This window comes from Pseudonocardia acidicola, from assembly GCF_012911935.1.
GTDB lineage: Bacteria > Actinomycetota > Actinomycetes > Mycobacteriales > Pseudonocardiaceae > Pseudonocardia > Pseudonocardia acidicola.
The window spans coordinates 26,624-42,871 of the sequence record NZ_JAAXLA010000062.1; the positions used below are offsets into that span (position 1 = coordinate 26,624).

The following is a 16,248-nucleotide window of genomic DNA, read 5'->3' on the forward strand; positions in this document are numbered from 1 at the left end:
CGCCGGCACGGTCGCGGAGCACCCGCTCAGAGCGCGGTCGCGCCCTTGCCGAGCACGACGACCCCGCCCGGGCTCACCGTGTAGCGCGCCCGGTCCAGCGCGAGGTCGACCCCGACGAGCGCGCCGTCGGGCACCACCACGTTCTTGTCCAGGATCGCGCCGCGCACCACCGCGCCGCGCCCGATCCGGGCACCCGGCAGCAGCACGGAGTCCGAAACCTCGGCACCGGCCTGGATGATCACGTTCGGGCTGATCACAGAACGGCGCACGATGGCCCCGGAGATGATCGTGCCGGCACCGACGATCGAGTCCTGCGCGATGCCGCCCTCGACGAACTTGGCCGGGGGCAGCGGCGGCGTCGCCGTGCGGATCGGCCACCGGTCGTTGTAGAGGTTGAAGATCGGGTGTACCGAGACGAGGTCGGTGTGTGCGTCGTAGTAAGCGTCGACCGTGCCGACGTCGCGCCAGTAGCCGGAGTCGCGGTCCGTGGCGCCGGGGACCACGTTGTCGGCGAAGTCGTAGACGTGGGCGTCACCCTCGCGGACCAGCCGCGGGATGATGTCGCCGCCCATGTCGTGGTCGGAGTCGCCGTCCTCGGCATCGGCGCGCAGCGCGTCGAGCAGCACCTCGGTGGTGAAGACGTAGTTGCCCATGGAGGCGAACGTCACGTCCGGGTCGTCGGGCACCGCGGGCGGTTCGGACGGCTTCTCCAGGAAGTCGACGATCCGGCCTTCGGCGTCGGAGTTGATGCAGCCGAACGCCTTCGCCTCCGCGCGCGGCACCCGGATCCCGGCCACGGTGACGCCGGCCCCGCTGGTGATGTGCTGGGCGAGCATCTGGCCCGGGTCCATGCGGTAGACGTGGTCGGCCCCGAACACCGCGATGTAGTCGGGTCGCTCGTCGTAGACGAGGTTCAGGCTCTGGAAGATCGCGTCAGCGCTGCCGGTGTACCAACGCCGGCCGAGCCGCTGCTGGGCCGGGACCGTGGTGATGTACTGCCCGAGCACGCTGGACAGCCGCCACGTCGTGGAGATGTGCCGGTCCAGCGAGTGCGACTTGTACTGCGTCAGCACGCAGATCCGGTGCAGCCCGGCGTTGACCAGGTTGGACAGCACGAAGTCGATCAATCGGTAGTTCCCGCCGAACGGCACGGCCGGCTTGGCCCGGTCGGCCGTCAGCGGCCACAGCCGCTTTCCCTCACCGCCGGCCAGCACGATGCCGAGCACGTTGGCCGGCAGCCCACCGGGTGCGGCAGGGATTCGCCCCGAGGTCATCGACGCCACTCGCTCATCCAGGCTCCGCCGGACCGGACATCCAGCAGGCATCGTGCGGTCACACCGAGGACCTTAGTGGGAGTTCACAAGGACCGGCCACATCTAGAGCCCGGCATGGCGCGGACTCGGCTCGGCCGCACGGAGGAAGTAGCGTGCTCCGGGTGCGCATCGGTCTGCTCACCCGTGAATACCCCCCCGACGTGTACGGCGGTGCCGGCGTCCATGTCGGGCACCTGGTTCCGGCGCTACGCGGGCTGAGCCCGGACGTCACCGTCGACGTGCACTGTTTCGGCGAGGCCCGGGACGGTCAGCCCGGCACCTACGCCTACCAGCCGCCGGACGCCCTGGCCGACGCGAACCCGGCGCTGCAGACCCTCGGCGTCGACCTGTCGATGGTCGCCGGGCTGGCCGGCGTCGACGTGGCGCACTCGCACACCTGGTACGCCAACATGGCCGGGCACCTGGCGAAGGTGCTGCACGACGTGCCGCACGTGGTGACCGCGCACTCGCTGGAGCCGCGCCGGCCGTGGAAGGCCGAGCAGCTCGGCGGCGGCTACCGGCTGTCGTCCTGGGTGGAGCGGACCGCCTACGAGCACGCCGACGCCGTCATCGCGGTCAGCGAGGGCATGCGCTCCGACGTGCTGGACTGCTACCCCACGCTCGACCCGGCCCGGGTGCACGTGGTGCACAACGGCATCGACACCGGCTTCTACCGGCCCGATCCGGCGCGCGACGCGGTGCGCGCGGCCGGGGTCGATCCGGACCGGCCCATCGTCGTGTTCGTCGGGCGGATCACCCGGCAGAAGGGGCTCGGGCACCTCGTCGAGGCGGCGCACGCGATCAGCCACGACGCCCAGATCGTGCTGTGCGCGGGCGCGCCGGACACGCGCGAGATCGCCGAGGAGACCGAGAAGGCCGTCGCCGAGCTGTCCGCGGCGCGGCCCGGGGTGCTCTGGGTGCGCCGGATGCTCGAGACCGCCGAGATCCGCCAGCTGCTCTCCGCGGCGACCGTGTTCGTCTGTCCCTCGGTCTACGAGCCGCTGGGCATCGTCAATCTGGAGGCGATGGCGTGCGGGACCGCGGTGGTGGCCTCCGACGTGGGTGGCATCCCAGAGGTCGTCGACGACGGCGTCACCGGGCTGCTCGTGCACTTCGACGAGCACCACGTCGAGGAGTTCCGGGCCGGGCTCGCGAAAGCGGTCAACACGGTGCTGGCCGACCCCGAGCGGGCCGCGCAGATGGGCCGGGCGGGCAGGGAGCGCGCCGAGCGGGAGTTCTCCTGGGAGCAGGCCGCGCAGCGGACGATGGAGATCTACCGAAGCCTCTGAGTGGCCGGCGCCGGCCTGCGCGGGTCGCGGCGGCGTGGCTCCGGTGGCCCGGCCGCAGCACCGGCCGGGCCACCGGGTGGGCGGTCAGCCCGACGCCGCCTTCAGCGCGTCGCCCAGGTCGCTGGCCTCTTCGGGGGTCATCTCCACGACCAGGCGACCACCGCCCTCGAGCGGTACGCGCATCACGATGCCCCGACCCTCCTTGGTCACTTCCAGGGGACCGTCGCCGGTCCGGGGCTTCATCGCCGCCATCTCGTGCTCCCTCCGTTGTCTCTCGTTCAGGGCGCCGGTGCGCTTGGGGAGCGCGCACGGGCGGGATGTGTGTGGATATTCTCCCCCATCGCTCTGTGTGGAGTACAACCGAGGCGATCAACTCGTCTGGGAGACGACTGGCGTTCACACTGTGCAATCGTTGTGTCGCCGCACGTTAGCGGTCGGCCCGCGCGGCGCGCCAGCATTCCGCGATGTGGTCGTCGACCAGACCGGCGGCCTGCATCAGCGCGTAGCACGTCGTCGGCCCGACGAAGCGCAGCCCGCGCCGCTTGAGTTCCTTCGCCATCGCCGTGGACTCCGGCGTGGTGGCCGGGACGGCGTCGATCGTGGCGGGCCGCGGGTGTCGCTGCGGGTCCGGCGCGAACGACCACAACAGCTCGTCGAGCGGGGTGCCCAGGTCGAGCACCACCCGGGCGTTGTGCACCGTCGCCTCGATCTTGCTGCGGTTGCGGACGATGCCGGCGTCCCCGAGCAGGCGGGCCACGTCGGAGTCGGTGAAGCGGGCCACCGCCGCGGGATCGAACCCGGCGAACGCGGCCCGGAACGCCGGCCGCTTGCGCAGGATGACCAGCCAGGACAAGCCGGACTGGAAGCCCTCCAGGCTGAGCCGTTCGAACAACGCGGCGACCCCGTGCAGCGGCACGCCCCACTCGTCGTCGTGATAGGCGACGTACTCCGGCGCGGAGGTCGCCCACGCGCAGCGCACCCGGCCGTCGGGTGCGGTCGTCACGGCGGGTTCGGCCACCTCAGTGCGCCCGGCCCTGCTGGTACGCCGCCTCGCACTGCCGCGCCAGCCGTCCCAGCGAATACGCCACGCCCGCCCGGAACGCCGGGCGGACCAGCGGCCAGCCCGCCCGGCCGAGCGCCCCGAGCGGCAGCTCCAGCAGCTCGCTCCACAGGAACCGGGACCGGTCCGGGCCCACCCCGGCGACCTCGAACACGCCGTCACCGCGGACCACCGCGCCGGTGTGCCGGACGACGCACCGGAACGGGCCGCCCGGTGCCGACGCGGTCCACTCGGTGATCTCCATGGTGTCCGGTACCCCGAGCGGCCCGACCCCGGTGACCGCACGCAGCGTCGAGCCGACCGACCGGCCGTCGCCGCCGGTCACCTCGACCCGGGTGCCGAGCATCCAGTCGCCCTGGCCCGCCCAGTCGGTGACCGCCGCCCAGACGGCCTCGGCCGGCGCGGCCACGTCCACCGGGACGGTCAGCTCGACGCGGCCGGCACTCATCCGCCGTCCTCCGCGCGGTGCGCGCCACCCGCGGGGGCACGTTCCTCCAACTCCATGATCCGGGTCCGCAGCTCGTCCCGGTCCGCGCTCACCCGGTCCAACTCGGCGGCCAGCCGATCCAGCACCCAGTCCACCTCGCCCATCCGGTAGCCCCGGACCACCTGCTGGAACCGCAGCTCACGCACGTCCTGGCCGCTGATCCCATCGGTCGGCAGCCGGGTGGGCGTCGCACCGGGCGCCAGTGGGGCCAGCTCCTCGCCGCGCCCGAAGACCGCGGCGGCCAGCGCGAACACCACCGCGGCCACCACCCCGACGACGAGCAGGTAGATCAGCGCCGTACCCATGCTCGAATCTCATCACGCGGGTTCAGCCCACGCGACCGCGCGGGGCCGAGATCTCCCTCATCGGCGGCCGCTCGACCACCTCGATGTGCTGGGTCGACGGCAGCCACTCGCCGTCCATCTGCAGGAACTGGGTGAGCGCGGCGCCGCTGTCGGATCTGCCCCCGGCCACGTCACAGCGGTGCAGCACGGCACCGAGGATCTGCCGGGCCATCACCCCGAGCTGCAGCAGCGAGCGGTTGCGGTGCTTGCGGACGCCGAGGTTGACCTGCGCCAGGCCGTCGAGGCCGAGCCGGTCGCACGCATCGATCAACAGCCCGATCTCCACCCCGTAGCCGGCCGCGAAGGGCACCGACTCGAGCAGCTCACGGGTGGCGGCGTACTCCCCACCGAGCGGCTGAACGATCCCGGACAGCTCGGGGCGCAACGCGGCCAGCAGGGGGCGGGCCAGTAGTTCGGTGACCCGGCCGCCGCCGGTGTCGGCCTGGGTGGTCTCCAGCCGCAGCGGGCGCCGGTAGAAGCCCTTGACCAGGCCGATCCCGGGCACGGTGAGCAGCGGCCCGAGCAGCGCCGGGACGAATCCGGGATCGAAGTCGACGAGGTCGGAGTCGAGAAAGACGATCAGGTCGCCACTGGTCGCGGCCAGCGAGCGCCACAGCACCTCGCCCTTGCCCGGCACCGGCTCCAGGTCGGGGACGACGTCGGTGCGGTGGACCACCCGGGCGCCCGCCGCGGTGGCCACCTCGACGGTCCGGTCGGTCGACCCGGAGTCGACGACGACCAGTTCGTCCACCAGCGGCGCCGGACCCCGGGTGAACGGCACGATGGCCGCGACGATGGCGCCGACGGTGGCCTCCTCGTCGAGCGCGGGCAGGACCACCGACACCCGCCGGCCGTCCTTGCCCGCAGTGAGGTCCGCCACGGGCCAATCGGGGCTCTGCCACGTGCGATGCGCGAACCACTGCTCGGTGACCGGGTCCATGGGCCTCCCCTCTCAGTGCCGATACCTACCTGCCGATACCTGCCTGCCGATACCTGCCTGCCGATACCTGCCAGACCGATGCTGCCGGTGCCGACGCGTGCCGGTGCGTGACGCCCGGGAGCCGGCTGCCGTGCCGGTGCACGGGCCTGCGGGCGGAGCTCAGGCGAGTGCGCGCACGGTACGCCGCGGCAGCCGGGTACCTGCGATGGCCGCGACCATGTCGACGGTCCGCCGCGTCGCAGCCACCTCGTGGGCGCGGAACACCCGTGCTCCGGCGGACGCGGCGAGCGCGGTCGCGGCCAGCGTGCCCTCCAGTCGCTCGGTCAGCCCCACACCCAGGGCCTCCCCGACGAAGTCCTTGTTCGACAACGCCATCAGCACCGGCCAGCCGGTGGCGACCAGTTGGTCGACGCCACGCAGCAGCGCGAGGCCGTGCCAGGTGTTCTTCCCGAAGTCGTGCGTCGGGTCGATCAGGATGCCCTCGCGCGGCACACCCAGCTCGACCAGCCGCTCGGCCTGCCCGCAGACGTCGGCCAGCACGTCGGCGACGACGTCGGCGTAGCGGACCCGGTGCGGGCGCCGCCGCGGCACCGCACCCCCGGTGTGCGAGCAGACGATCCCGGCGCCGGTCTCGGCGGCGACCTCGCCCAGCGTCGGGTCGGCGCCGGCCCAGGTGTCGTTGAGCAGGTCCGCACCCTCGGCGACCGCGAGCCGGCCCACCTCACCGCGCCAGGTGTCGACGCTGATCACGATGTCGGCGTACCTGGCGCGGACGGCGGCGACGAACGGCACCACCCGGCGGATCTCCTCGCCGGCGTCGACGACCGCGCCCGGGCCTGCCTTCACCCCGCCGATGTCGATGATGTCGGCGCCCTCGCCCACCGCGCGGTCCACGGCGGCCATCGCGGCGTCGTCGGCGAAGGTGGCGCCGCGGTCGTAGAACGAGTCCGGGGTGCGGTTCACGATCGCCATCACCAGCGCCCGATCCGCCGCCGGCTCGCGCTTGCCGAACCGGAGCGTCGCCGTCCCCGCGCTGATCACAGCTCCGATCGTGACACGTCTGCGGGCGAGCCGCAGGCGTCCAGGGCTGCCGTCACATCGGCGACGACGATCAGCCGATCCAGCGCACGCGTGTTGGCGAAACCCCGTTCGACCAGCTCGCTCAACCAGGTCAGCAGCCCGGTGTAGTGCCCGTCCGGGTCGAGCAGCACGACCGGCTTGGCGTGCATGCCCAGCGAGCCGGCCGTCCAGACCTCGAACAGCTCCTCGCACGTGCCGATCCCGCCCGGCAGGGTCAGGAACGCGTCGGCGTGCGCCTCCATCAGCGCTTTGCGCTCGCGCATGGTGTCGGTGACCAGCAACTCGTCGGAGAGGGAGTCGGCGACCTCGCGGTCGACCAGCGCCCGCGGGATGACCCCGGTGGTGCGGGCCCCGCCGGCCCGGGCGCCCGCCGCGACGGCGCCCATCATCGACACCCGCCCGCCCCCGGAGACCAGGCTCCAGCCGCGGGCGGCGATCTCCCGGCCGACCTCCTCGGCCAGCTCCTTGTAGTGCGCCGGGACGGCCTCCGAGGAGGCGCAGTAGACGCAGACGGTGCGGCTCAATGCGTCTCCTCCCAGGCGCGGTAGGCCTCGTGGACCACCTTGACCGCGTCGTCGACCTCGTCGGTGAGGTGCAGCAGTTGCAGGTCGTTCTCGCCGACCTTGCCGCTGCCGAGCACGGAGCTCGCGATCCAGTCGTAGAGCCCGCCCCAGTAATCCCGGCCGAGCAGCACGACCGGGAACTTGGTGACCTTCTTGGTCTGCACCAGGGTGAGTGCCTCGAACAGCTCGTCGAGCGTCCCGAATCCGCCGGGCAGGCACACGAACGCCTGCGAGTACTTGACGAACATCGTCTTGCGGGCGAAGAAGTACCGGAAGTTGATGCCGAGGTCGACCCAGTTGTTCAGGCCCTGCTCGAACGGCAGCTCGATGCCCAGCCCGACGCTCAGCCCACCGGCCTCCGAGCACCCCCGGTTGGCCGCCTCCATCGTGCCCGGGCCGCCCCCGGTGATCACCGCGAAGCCCGCCTCGGCGAGCGCGGCGCCCAGCTCCCGGCCCTGGGTGTACTCGGGGTGGTCGCGCGGGGTGCGCGCGGAGCCGAACACGGTGACGGCGCGCGGCAGCTCGGCGAGCGCCCCGAAGCCCTCGACGAACTCGGCCTGGATGCGCAGCACCCGCCACGGGTCGGTGTGCACCCAGTCGCTCGGGCCGCGCGAGTCGAGCAGCCGCTGATCGGTGGTCGTCAGCTCCTTGCGGTGCTCGCGGCGCAGCACGACCGGACCGCGCAGTTTCTCCTCGGGACGCTGGTCGCCGCCACTCATGGTCATGAAGCCAGGGTAGTGAGCGGAGGTGTCAGCCCAGGAAACGCCTGAGCACGTCCGTGCTGCGGTTGATCACCCGGGTGTCGACGTGCTCCTCGCGGGTGTGTGCGAGGTTCGGGTCGCCCGGGCCGTAGTTGATCGCGGGGATGCCGAGGGCGGCGAACCGGGACACGTCGGTCCAGCCGTACTTGGCGTGCGCGGTGGTACCGGTGGCGGCGAGGAACTGCTGCGCGGAGGGGGCGGTCAGGCCGGGCAGCGCACCCGGCGACAGATCGGTGACGGTCAGGTCGTACCCGGCGAAGACGTCCCGGACGTGCGCCAGCGCGGCGTCGGCGGAGCGGTCCGGGGCGAACCGGAAGTTCACCGTGACCACGCACTCGTCGGGGACGACGTTGCCGGCGACCCCGCCCGCGATACGCACCGCCTGCAGGCCCTCGCGGTACACGCAGCCGTCGATGTCGACGTCGCGCGGGCTGTAGGCGCCCAGCCGGGCGAGGACCTCCGCGGCGTGGTGCACCGCGTTGTCACCCAGCCAGGACCGCGCCGAGTGCGCGCGCCGGCCGTGGGTGCGGATCTCCACGCGCAGCGTGCCCTGGCAGCCGGCCTCGACGGTGCCGCCCGTCGGCTCGCCGAGGATCGCGAGGTCGGCACGCAGCCACTCCGGCAGCTCGCGTTCGATGCGACCCAGCCCGTTGCGGTCGGCCTCGATCTCCTCGCAGTCGTAGAACACGAGCGTCAGGTCGTGGCGGGGCTCGGTCAAGGTGGCGGCCAGGTGGGCGAAGACGGCGTCGCCGGCCTTCATGTCGGACGTGCCGCAGCCGTAGAGCAGGTCGCCCTCGCGGTGGCTGGGCAGGTTGTCCGCGATCGGCACGGTGTCGATGTGCCCGGCCAGCAGCACCCGCTGGTCACGGCCGAGGCGGGTGCGGGCCAGCACCGCCGCCCCGGACCGGATCACCTCGAGGTGGGGGGCCTGCTCGCGCAGCGCGCGCTCCAGCGCGTCGGACAGCGTCGCCTCGGCACCGGACACGCTCGGCACGTCGACCAGCGCCGCGGTCAGCTCGACGGGGTCCGCGGTGAGGTCCAGCATCGGGACGGTGGTGGTCACGGTCGCCGACGCTACCCGGGGGCGCATCCGGAGGACGGCCGGCCGCGCGCTCGGATAAATTCGACGTCCGTGAGCACCACATTGCGCCACGAAGGCGCCTCCGGCACCGGCCTGGCGACCGTGACCGCCGACGGCACCGTTCTCGACACCTGGTACCCCGCCCCCGCGCTGGGGGCTGATGCCGCCGATGTCGCCGCCGACCTGGAACCGCTCACCGGCACCGACGATGCACGCGGCGTCTCGACCGTCGTGGTGCGCACCTCGATCGACTCCCTCGCCGAACCGCCGGTCGACGCGCGCGACGTCTACCTGCGGCTGCACCTGCTCAGCCACCGGCTGGTGCGCCCGCACGAGGTCAGCCTCGACGGGCAGTTCGGGCTGCTCGCCAACGTCGTCTGGACCAACCACGGTCCGGCCCCGGTCGCCGGGTTCGACCTGGTCCGAGCCCGCCTGCGGGCCCGCGGCCCGGTCACCGTCCACAGCGTGGACAAGTTCCCCCGGATGGTCGACTACGTGGTGCCGTCCGGGGTCCGCATCGGAGATGCCGACCGGGTGCGCCTGGGCGCCCACCTGGCCGAGGGCACCACGGTCATGCACGAAGGTTTCGTGAACTTCAACGCCGGCACGCTCGGCGCCTCCATGGTCGAGGGCCGCATCTCGGCCGGTGTCGTGGTCGGCGACGGGTCGGACCTCGGCGGCGGCGCCTCGGTCATGGGCACGCTGTCCGGCGGCGGCAAGGAGGTCATCTCGGTGGGCCGGCGCTGCCTGATCGGCGCCAACGCCGGGATCGGCATCTCGCTCGGGGACGACTGCGTGGTCGAGGCCGGGCTCTACGTCACCGCCGGGACGAAGGTGACGCTGCCCGACGGCAGCACGGTCCCGGCCCGGACCCTGTCCGGCCAGAACGGGCTGCTGCTGCGCCGCAACTCGGTGACCGGCGCCGTGGAGGCCCTCCCCCGGACCGGTGACGGGATCGCGCTCAACGCCGCCCTGCACGCCAACTGAGCCGCCGGGGACGCGGCGGCGGGCTCGAATAGAGTTTCCGCCCGTGCCCTCCGCCGCCCCCCGCCGAGCGCAGCGTTCCGGGAACGACGCGCCGCAGTTGCTGCTCGCGCTGCCCACGCCGCTGACCGCCGCCCCTGCCGACCCCCCGGCGCACCACGTCCGCGCGGCGCTCGACCTGCGGCTGCGCGCGCTGCTCAAGCACGACCCGGGCACCCGCACCGGGGAAGACATCGAGGACCTGCACCAGATGCGGGTCTCGGTGCGTCGGATGCGCGCGGCACTGAAGGCGGCCCGGCCGCTGCTCGACGCCGCGTGGGCCGACGGGCTGCGCGCCGAGCTGGGTTGGCTGGGCCGGGCTCTGGGGCCGGTCCGCGATCTCGACGTCATGCTGCTGCGGCTGCGCGGCGAGGCCGCCGCCCTGCCGGCCGGCGAGCAGGATGCCGCCGAGCGGCTGGTCGCGGCGCTGGTGGCCGAGCGCGAGACGGCACGGGCCGACATGCTCCGGGCCCTCGAGGCGCCGCGCTACACGGCGCTGCTGGAGCGCATCGTCGACGCGATCCGGCTGCCGCTGCCCACCCCGTCGGCCACCCGGGCCCAGCCGGAGCTGGCCGACCTGGTCCGCGCCGAGGCCCGCAAGCTGGGCAAGGCCGTCGAACGAGCGGGCGAGGACCCGCCGGACGAGACGCTGCACGCGCTGCGGATCCTCGGCAAGCGGGTGCGCTACACCGGCGAGCTGGTGGAGCCCGCACTGGGCAAGCCGGTGAAGCGGCTGCTCAGCGCGACCGCGGTGCTGCAGGAGGTGCTCGGCGACCACCAGGACGCGTGCGTCGCCGAGCAGCGGATCCGCGAGCTGCTCGACGGTCTGGGCGAGTACCCCGACGCGCACGTCGTGTTCGTCGCGGGCCGGCTCGTGGAGCGCGAACGCGCCCGGGCCGACCAGAAGCGCACCGAGTGGTGGGCGGCGTGGCTGCAGGTCAAGGAGCGTGCCGCGGCGCTGTGAGCCCCGGGTCCGGGCCGGCGGCGTCCCCGTCCGCCGGTTCGGCCGTCGGCGCGTCCGGGCGTCGGTCGCCGATCCGCAGGATCGCCCCGGCCTCCAGGGCGGCCGCCACGAGGATCACCGCGAGTGCCGCGGCGAACCCGCCGGTGACGTCGATGAGCAGGCCCATCAGCAGCGGGCCGAGCCCGGCGGCGAGGTAACCGACGCCGAGCGCGAGCCCGCTCGTCGCCGCGCTGGCCGCCCCGTGCGGGGTGCGCCACGCGATCACGGTCAGGCCCAGCGGGAACCCCGCTCCCAGCCCGATGCCCAGCAGCACCGCCCACAGCCAGGCCCCGACGACCGGGGGGTCGGGCAGCAGCAGCGCGCCCAGAGTGCCGGCCACGCACGAGCCCAGCATCACCAGCGACCAGAACCGCCAGCGGTACCGGCGCTCGGCCAGCGCCGGGGTGAGCAGGGCGGCCGGGATCTGGGAGACGCTCCACACCGCCAGCAGCAGCCCGGCGCGCTGCGAACTCCAGCCGTGGCTCTGGTAGTACGGCGACAGCCAGGTCAGCCAGCCGTAGAACATCGCCGAGGTGCCGGCCTGGAAGCAGGCGGCCTGCCGGGCGAACCGGTCGCGCAGCGGCAGCCGGATCCGCGGCGCGGCCTGATCCCGCGGGACGATCCGGCGCGCGATCGGGATCCACACGACCACCGCCAGCACGGCCGGCACCGCCCAGACCGCCAGCGAGAACGACCAGCCACCGAGCCCCACGGCCACCGGCACCGCGATCGCGCTGGCGACCGTGGCGCCGACCATCATCGAGACGACGTAGCCGCCGGTGGCCGCGCCGGCCCGGGCCGCCAGGTGCTCCTTGACCACCCCGGTGAGCAGCACGCCGGCCAGCCCGATGCCGAGCCCGAGCAGCAGGCTGCCGCCGATCAGCGGCGCCAAGGCCGGGTAGCCGCGCACGATGCTGCCGAGGCCGACGAGCCCGACGGACGCGCCGAGGGCGCGTTCCCGGCCGAACCGGGTGCCGAGCGCAGGGCCGGCGAACGAGCCAGCGGCCATCATCAGGATCGCCGCGGCCTGGACCAGCCCGGCCGCGCCGGCGGAGATGCCCAGGTCGCTGCGCACGGTCTCCAGCAGCGGCGGGTAGCCGGCCAGCGCCGCACGGAGGTTGGCGGCGAGCGCCAGCATCCCGAGCAGCACGGTCACCGTGCGGGCCGGCCGCCGGGTGCGGGCCCTGTCGGGATCGGAGGCGGTCACGCCGGTGTCAGCCGGCGCACCGCTGCTTCGATCCGTTCATCACTTGCGGTGACGGCCACGCGCACGTGCTGCGCGCCCGCCGGACCGTAGAACTCTCCCGGGGCCACCAGGACACCTTGCGTGGCGAGGTCCCGCACCGTCAACCGTGACGGACGTCCCGCCGTGGCCCACAGGTAGAGCCCGGCCTCGGAGTGGTCGATCCGCAGCCCGGCCGCCTCCAGCGCCGCGCGCAGCCGGGCCCGCCGCCGGTCGTAGATCGCGGCCTGTGCGGCCACGTGCGCGTCGTCGGACACCGCGGCCTGCATGGCCGCCTGCACCGGCCGCGGCACGATCATGCCGGCGTGCTTGCGCACCTCGAGCAGCGCCGAGACCAGCGACGGGTCGCCGGCGACGAACGCGGCCCGGTAACCGGCCAGGTTCGACGACTTCGACATCGAGTGCACCGCGAGCAGGCCTTCGTGCCGGCCCCCGCTGACATCGGGGTGCAGCACCGACGTCGCCCGGTGCGGCGGCGCGGACAGCGCGAGATAGCACTCGTCGGACGCCACGGTCGCGCCCATGGCCCGGGCCGTGTCGACGGCCTCGCGCAGCGCGGACGCGGACAGCACCCGCCCCGTCGGGTTCGACGGCGAGTTCAGCCAGAGCAGCCGGGTGCCCGGCGGGGGCGTCTCGCCGTCGGCGAGGCGCACCACCGTCGCCCCGGCCAGCAGCGCGCCGACCTCGTAGGTCGGGTACGCGAGCTCGGGCACGGCGACGATGTCCCCGCGGCCGAGCCCGAGCAGCGTGGGCAACCAGGCGACCAGCTCCTTGGAGCCGATCGTCGGCAGCACCGCCGCCGGGTCGACCGGGGTGGTGCCGAACCGGCGGACGAGGGACTCGGCCACCGCCTGGCGCAGCTCGGCGGGCCCGTGCGTCGTCGGGTAACCCGGCTCGTCGGCGGCCGTTCCGGCCAGTGCGGCGCGGACGACGGCGGGAACCGGGTCGACCGGCGTCCCCACGGAGAGATCGACGATCCCGTCCGGGTGCGCGGCGGCGAGGGACTTGTCCTCGGTCAGCGAGTCCCAGGGGAAATCGGGAAGAGCGGTACGGCCCTGCACTGATGCTTCGACTCTGCGAGCAGGTCTCACTCGTCGTGCGACTGGGGCGGCAGGCTCGCGGCCGGCTCGACGTCCTTGTCGACCTTGCCGACCTTCGACGCGCCGCCGGGCGAGCCGAGCTCGGCGAAGAAATCGGCGTTGGCCTTGGTGTAGGCGGCCCACTGCTCGGGCACGTCGTCCTCGTAGTAGATGGCCTCGACCGGGCAGACCGGCTCGCAGGCACCGCAGTCGACGCACTCGTCCGGGTGGATGTACATCATCCGCCCGCCCTCGTAGATGCAGTCCACCGGGCACTCTTCGATGCACGCCTTGTCGAGCAGGTCGACGCAGGGCTCGGCGATGACGTAGGTCACTTCGGTGGTCCTCCACTCGGGCAGCACGGCGGCTCTCAGTATGTATCGCGATGTGATCGCATCAAGAGCCGGGGCGATGTGACGCCTACGGCAGATTAGCCCGCGCGTGCTCGCGTGTCAGAGGAGAGGATGCCCTCAGTGAACGGCGCAGTGGAAGGTGCGGTGGAAGGCTCCGTGGACGACATCGACGGGCTGCTGGGCACGCGCGTGTCGCTGCGGTACCGGATCGGCGAGCGCGACGGCAGGCCGTTGTTCACCGACGCCGTCGGCGAGCTCGCCGACGGCGGTGAGCGCGACGGCGTCGCCACCGTCGTCGTCTCGACCCGGCGCGGACCGGTCCGGGTCGACCGGGCGGCCGTCGTGGCGGTTCGCGCCGTGCCGCCGGCGCCGCCGAAGCGGCCCTCGTGGTCGGCGGTGGGCCGCCTCGAGTCGCTGTGCGCCGACGCCTGGCCCGCGCAGGCCGACCGGCAGCTCGGGTCCTGGCGGCTGCGGGCCGCGGGCGGCTTCACCGGCCGGGCGAACGCCGCGCTGGCGATCGGTGACCCCGGGCTGCCGATCACCGACGCCCTCGACGCCGTCCGGGCGTTCACCGCGGAACACGGGATCGCGCCGCGGGTGCAGACCCCGATCGGTGGCCCGTGGTCGCGGGCGGTGGCCGGGCATGGCTGGGTTCTCGACTCCGGGCACGAGGCCGGGGCCGAGGTCGCGGTGCTGGTCGCCGGCCTCGACCGGCTGGGCGCGGCGTCCGCGGCGGAGGTCGAGCTCGCCGGGACCGCGACCGGCGAGTGGTGGGACGCCACCCTCGGCGGCCCGCCGACCGCGGTGCAGCGCCACGTCCTGGAGCCGGGCCCCGGCGGCCCGCGGACGGCGTTCGGCCTGGCCCGCGACCCCGGCGGCCGCCCGCTCGGGGTGATCCGGGCCGCGGTCGTCGAGGACCACCTGCACCTGGCCCGGCTGGCGGTCGTCCCCGGCGCGCGCCGCGGCGGGGTGGGCGCGGCGCTGACGGCTGCGGCGGCGCGCTGGGGGCTCGAGCACGGCGCGCGCTGGGCGGTGCTGCAGGTCGCGGTGCACAACACCGGGGCGCGGGCGTTCTACGACCGGCTCGGCGCCACCGAGCACCACCGCTACCACTACCTGGTGCCGCCCACCGCGCGGTGATCGGCGGCCGGTGGGCTCAGCGGGACGCCCCGCCGTCGGCCGCCCGGTCGGCGTACCCGGCGTCCAGGACCCGCCGCAGGGTCAGCAGCCCGGCGCCCAGGCCCGCGACGACGAGCAGCAGCGACTGCCAGGTGGCCGGCAGCAGCACGTCCCCGCCCGGGCCGCCGAGTCCGAGCACCCCGACCACCAGCAGCCAGATCAGCACCGGGGAGCCCGCCACGCCGGGGGTGGGCGCGACGAGGGCCGCGCTGCGGACCAGCCACGGCATCGTCAGCAGCACCGCGAGGGTGCCGATCGGCGCCGGGACCGCACCCAGGTAGAGCGGCTGGAACATCAGCTCGCCCGCCGCCAGCAGCGCGGAGTCGACCAGCAGCAGCGCCAGCAGCAGGATGCGCATCAGGGCCTGATCCCGGCGAACAGGTCGGTCTCCGGCGCGGTCGCCCCGCCGGCCAGCACGAAGGTCTCGACGTCGAGCAGCGGCTGCGCGACGTTGTTGCTCATCGCGTAGGCGACCCGGCTGTCGTGCCCGGGGTCCTCCCACACCGCGATCTGGGTGGCGTGCGCGCGCATCGCGGCGATCCGGGCCCGCCGCTGCGCGGTGACGTCGATCCGGGTGGTGATCTCGGCGTCGGGCACGCTGGGCAGCTCGTCGGGGGCGGGCAGCCGGAACGGCATGCCCGGGGCTCCGGCGAGATCGGCCAGCCCGGCGTCGAGCGCCGAGCGGCCGACGGCGGCGAAGTAGACCTTCTGCACGTCCGGTGTGCGAGCCGCAGCCTCGACGGCGATGTGGTGCGCCCGGACGTGGTCGGGGTGGCCGTAGCCACCGTCGTCGGCGTAGCTGACGACGACCTGCGGGCGCAGCTCGGCGAGCACCGCGGCCAGCATCCCGGCCTGCTCGTCGAGCTTCTCCGGCGCGGCGAACGCGCGCGGGTGCAGCTCGTCCGGGAGTGCCGCGCGCACGCCGTGCCCGGCCAGCACCATCCCGGAGTCACGCCAGCGACCCACTCCGCCGAGGAAGCGGTGGTCGCGCAGGCCGAGCGCGGCGGTCGCGCGGGCCAGCTCACCACTCCGGTAGCCACCCAGCTGATCGGCCTGATCGGCCGCCAGCTGGGCCAGCTCCGGCGGGATGACCTCGCCCTCTTCGCCGAGGGTGCAGGTCACCACGGTGACGGCGGCGTCCGGGTCGGCGGCGTAGCGGGCGATGGTGCCGCCGGTGGTCAGCGTCTCGTCGTCCGGGTGGGCGTGCACCAGGACCAGTCGACGCGCGGGGAGCATCACGGCGTCAGCATCGCAATCAGCAGCCTCATCGCTGTTCCCGGGTGCCCGCACACAGCACGGAGCCGCTGCTCGCGGTCGCCTAGATGTAGTGACCCGGCACCTTGTTGACGGTCATGCGGCGAGTCGGGTGGCCGGGGGCCGGCCGCCGAGGGCGGAGTGGGCGCGTCGAGTGTTGTAGTCGTGCACCCAGCTGTCCAGGGCGGTGAGTCGT

At 73.9% G+C, this 16,248-nt stretch carries 20 protein-coding genes; 4 read left to right on the forward strand and 16 right to left on the reverse strand.

The genetic code is table 11. The features are described from left to right. Positions 1 to 26 precede the first annotated feature (26 nt). The gene (gene glgC / locus HF526_RS25730) at positions 27 to 1,274 is read right to left on the reverse strand and encodes a glucose-1-phosphate adenylyltransferase (protein ID WP_169384146.1); all 1,248 of its coding nucleotides are present in this window, start codon (positions 1,272 to 1,274) and stop codon (positions 27 to 29) included. Positions 1,275 to 1,435: 161 nt separating this feature from the next. Here glgC and glgA point away from each other — a divergent pair, with 161 nt between their 5' ends. After that, positions 1,436 to 2,602: a glycogen synthase gene (glgA, locus tag HF526_RS25735; RefSeq protein ID WP_169384147.1), complete on the forward strand. Its 1,167-nt coding sequence runs from the start codon at positions 1,436 to 1,438 to the stop codon at positions 2,600 to 2,602. An 84-nt stretch (positions 2,603 to 2,686) separates the two neighbouring features. Here glgA and HF526_RS25740 read toward each other — a convergent pair whose 3' ends face one another. The 9 genes from HF526_RS25740 to dapE all read right to left on the reverse strand — a co-directional run bounded on the left by HF526_RS25740 (position 2,687) and on the right by dapE (position 8,882). Further along, entirely contained in the window at positions 2,687 to 2,854 is a 168-nt protein-coding gene (locus HF526_RS25740) for a DUF3117 domain-containing protein (protein ID WP_169384148.1), read from the reverse strand. A 175-nt stretch (positions 2,855 to 3,029) separates the two neighbouring features. After that, entirely contained in the window at positions 3,030 to 3,605 is a 576-nt protein-coding gene (locus HF526_RS25745) for a DNA-3-methyladenine glycosylase I (RefSeq protein WP_338051743.1), read from the reverse strand. A gap of 16 nt (positions 3,606 to 3,621) precedes the next feature. Further along, positions 3,622 to 4,110, reverse strand: coding sequence for an SRPBCC family protein (locus tag HF526_RS25750; protein ID WP_169384150.1), 489 nt, complete (start codon positions 4,108 to 4,110; stop codon positions 3,622 to 3,624). Then, on the reverse strand, positions 4,107 to 4,454 hold the full coding sequence (locus tag HF526_RS25755) for a DivIVA domain-containing protein (RefSeq protein WP_169384151.1): 348 nt from the start codon (positions 4,452 to 4,454) through the stop codon (positions 4,107 to 4,109). Before HF526_RS25755 ends, HF526_RS25750 begins: the two co-directional genes overlap by 4 nt. A 22-nt stretch (positions 4,455 to 4,476) precedes the next feature. Continuing rightward, the gene (locus tag HF526_RS25760) at positions 4,477 to 5,433 is read right to left on the reverse strand and encodes a glucosyl-3-phosphoglycerate synthase (protein WP_169384152.1); all 957 of its coding nucleotides are present in this window, start codon (positions 5,431 to 5,433) and stop codon (positions 4,477 to 4,479) included. A 159-nt stretch (positions 5,434 to 5,592) separates the two neighbouring features. Continuing rightward, on the reverse strand, positions 5,593 to 6,405 hold the full coding sequence (gene folP, locus HF526_RS25765) for a dihydropteroate synthase (protein WP_169384163.1): 813 nt from the start codon (positions 6,403 to 6,405) through the stop codon (positions 5,593 to 5,595). A 65-nt stretch (positions 6,406 to 6,470) separates the two neighbouring features. Beyond that, positions 6,471 to 7,037: an LOG family protein gene (locus HF526_RS25770; protein ID WP_239029151.1), complete on the reverse strand. Its 567-nt coding sequence runs from the start codon at positions 7,035 to 7,037 to the stop codon at positions 6,471 to 6,473. Next, positions 7,034 to 7,801 (reverse strand): LOG family protein, encoded by a 768-nt coding sequence (locus HF526_RS25775; RefSeq protein ID WP_169384153.1) that lies wholly within the window; start codon positions 7,799 to 7,801, stop codon positions 7,034 to 7,036. The genes HF526_RS25770 and HF526_RS25775 overlap by 4 nt, the downstream gene beginning before the upstream one ends. A gap of 25 nt (positions 7,802 to 7,826) precedes the next feature. Beyond that, on the reverse strand, positions 7,827 to 8,882 hold the full coding sequence (dapE, locus tag HF526_RS25780; RefSeq protein WP_239029156.1) for a succinyl-diaminopimelate desuccinylase: 1,056 nt from the start codon (positions 8,880 to 8,882) through the stop codon (positions 7,827 to 7,829). An 87-nt stretch (positions 8,883 to 8,969) separates the two neighbouring features. Here dapE and dapD point away from each other — a divergent pair, with 87 nt between their 5' ends. Continuing rightward, a complete protein-coding gene (gene dapD, locus HF526_RS25785) occupies positions 8,970 to 9,905 on the forward strand; it encodes a 2,3,4,5-tetrahydropyridine-2,6-dicarboxylate N-succinyltransferase (RefSeq protein WP_338051744.1) in 936 nt (311 codons plus the stop codon). 43 nt (positions 9,906 to 9,948) lie between these two features. Continuing rightward, entirely contained in the window at positions 9,949 to 10,905 is a 957-nt protein-coding gene (locus tag HF526_RS25790; protein ID WP_338051745.1) for a CHAD domain-containing protein, read from the forward strand. Here HF526_RS25790 and HF526_RS25795 read toward each other — a convergent pair. Genes HF526_RS25795 through fdxA form a run of 3 tightly spaced genes read right to left on the reverse strand, consistent with a single transcriptional unit; the run spans position 10,880 to position 13,601 of the window. Next, positions 10,880 to 12,151: an MFS transporter gene (locus HF526_RS25795; RefSeq protein ID WP_338051746.1), complete on the reverse strand. Its 1,272-nt coding sequence runs from the start codon at positions 12,149 to 12,151 to the stop codon at positions 10,880 to 10,882. The two genes, HF526_RS25790 and HF526_RS25795, sit on opposite strands and share 26 nt — an antisense overlap. Continuing rightward, a complete protein-coding gene (dapC, locus tag HF526_RS25800; RefSeq protein ID WP_169384155.1) occupies positions 12,148 to 13,248 on the reverse strand; it encodes a succinyldiaminopimelate transaminase in 1,101 nt (366 codons plus the stop codon). The genes HF526_RS25795 and dapC overlap by 4 nt, the downstream gene beginning before the upstream one ends. A 26-nt stretch (positions 13,249 to 13,274) precedes the next feature. Continuing rightward, positions 13,275 to 13,601, reverse strand: a complete 327-nt coding sequence (gene fdxA / locus HF526_RS25805; RefSeq protein ID WP_169384156.1) for a ferredoxin — start codon at positions 13,599 to 13,601, stop codon at positions 13,275 to 13,277. A gap of 174 nt (positions 13,602 to 13,775) precedes the next feature. On the opposite strand from fdxA, the gene HF526_RS25810 reads away from it, so the two are divergent. Continuing rightward, entirely contained in the window at positions 13,776 to 14,759 is a 984-nt protein-coding gene (locus tag HF526_RS25810) for a GNAT family N-acetyltransferase (protein WP_338051747.1), read from the forward strand. 16 nt (positions 14,760 to 14,775) lie between these two features. On the opposite strand, the gene HF526_RS25815 is transcribed toward HF526_RS25810, so the two are convergent. The 3 genes from HF526_RS25815 to HF526_RS25825 form a co-directional block, all read right to left on the reverse strand. Further along, positions 14,776 to 15,156, reverse strand: a complete 381-nt coding sequence (locus HF526_RS25815) for a hypothetical protein (RefSeq protein WP_169384157.1) — start codon at positions 15,154 to 15,156, stop codon at positions 14,776 to 14,778. After that, positions 15,156 to 16,034 (reverse strand): N-acetyl-1-D-myo-inositol-2-amino-2-deoxy-alpha-D-glucopyranoside deacetylase, encoded by an 879-nt coding sequence (mshB, locus tag HF526_RS25820; RefSeq protein ID WP_169384169.1) that lies wholly within the window; start codon positions 16,032 to 16,034, stop codon positions 15,156 to 15,158. Before mshB ends, HF526_RS25815 begins: the two co-directional genes overlap by 1 nt. Before the next feature lie 114 nt (positions 16,035 to 16,148). Then, on the reverse strand, positions 16,149 to 16,235 hold the full coding sequence (locus tag HF526_RS25825) for an integrase core domain-containing protein (protein ID WP_420821637.1): 87 nt from the start codon (positions 16,233 to 16,235) through the stop codon (positions 16,149 to 16,151). Between the last annotated feature and the right edge of the window lie 13 nt (positions 16,236 to 16,248).

What these genes read in the sequence shown, in the direction of transcription:
- glgC (WP_169384146.1), bottom strand. Translation starts at nt 1,274, where the DNA reads ATGACCTCGGGGCGAATCCCTGCCGCACCCGGTGGGCTGCCGGCCAAC.
- HF526_RS25755 (WP_169384151.1), bottom strand. Translation starts at nt 4,454, where the DNA reads ATGGGTACGGCGCTGATCTACCTGCTCGTCGTCGGGGTGGTGGCCGCG.
- HF526_RS25760 (WP_169384152.1), bottom strand. Translation starts at nt 5,433, where the DNA reads ATGGACCCGGTCACCGAGCAGTGGTTCGCGCATCGCACGTGGCAGAGC.
- folP (WP_169384163.1), bottom strand. Translation starts at nt 6,405, where the DNA reads ATGGCGATCGTGAACCGCACCCCGGACTCGTTCTACGACCGCGGCGCC.
- HF526_RS25750 (WP_169384150.1), bottom strand. Translation starts at nt 4,110, where the DNA reads ATGAGTGCCGGCCGCGTCGAGCTGACCGTCCCGGTGGACGTGGCCGCG.
- HF526_RS25740 (WP_169384148.1), bottom strand. Translation starts at nt 2,854, where the DNA reads ATGGCGGCGATGAAGCCCCGGACCGGCGACGGTCCCCTGGAAGTGACC.
- dapE (WP_239029156.1), bottom strand. Translation starts at nt 8,882, where the DNA reads ATGCTGGACCTCACCGCGGACCCCGTCGAGCTGACCGCGGCGCTGGTC.
- HF526_RS25775 (WP_169384153.1), bottom strand. Translation starts at nt 7,801, where the DNA reads ATGACCATGAGTGGCGGCGACCAGCGTCCCGAGGAGAAACTGCGCGGT.
- mshB (WP_169384169.1), bottom strand. Translation starts at nt 16,034, where the DNA reads ATGCTCCCCGCGCGTCGACTGGTCCTGGTGCACGCCCACCCGGACGAC.
- HF526_RS25815 (WP_169384157.1), bottom strand. Translation starts at nt 15,156, where the DNA reads ATGCGCATCCTGCTGCTGGCGCTGCTGCTGGTCGACTCCGCGCTGCTG.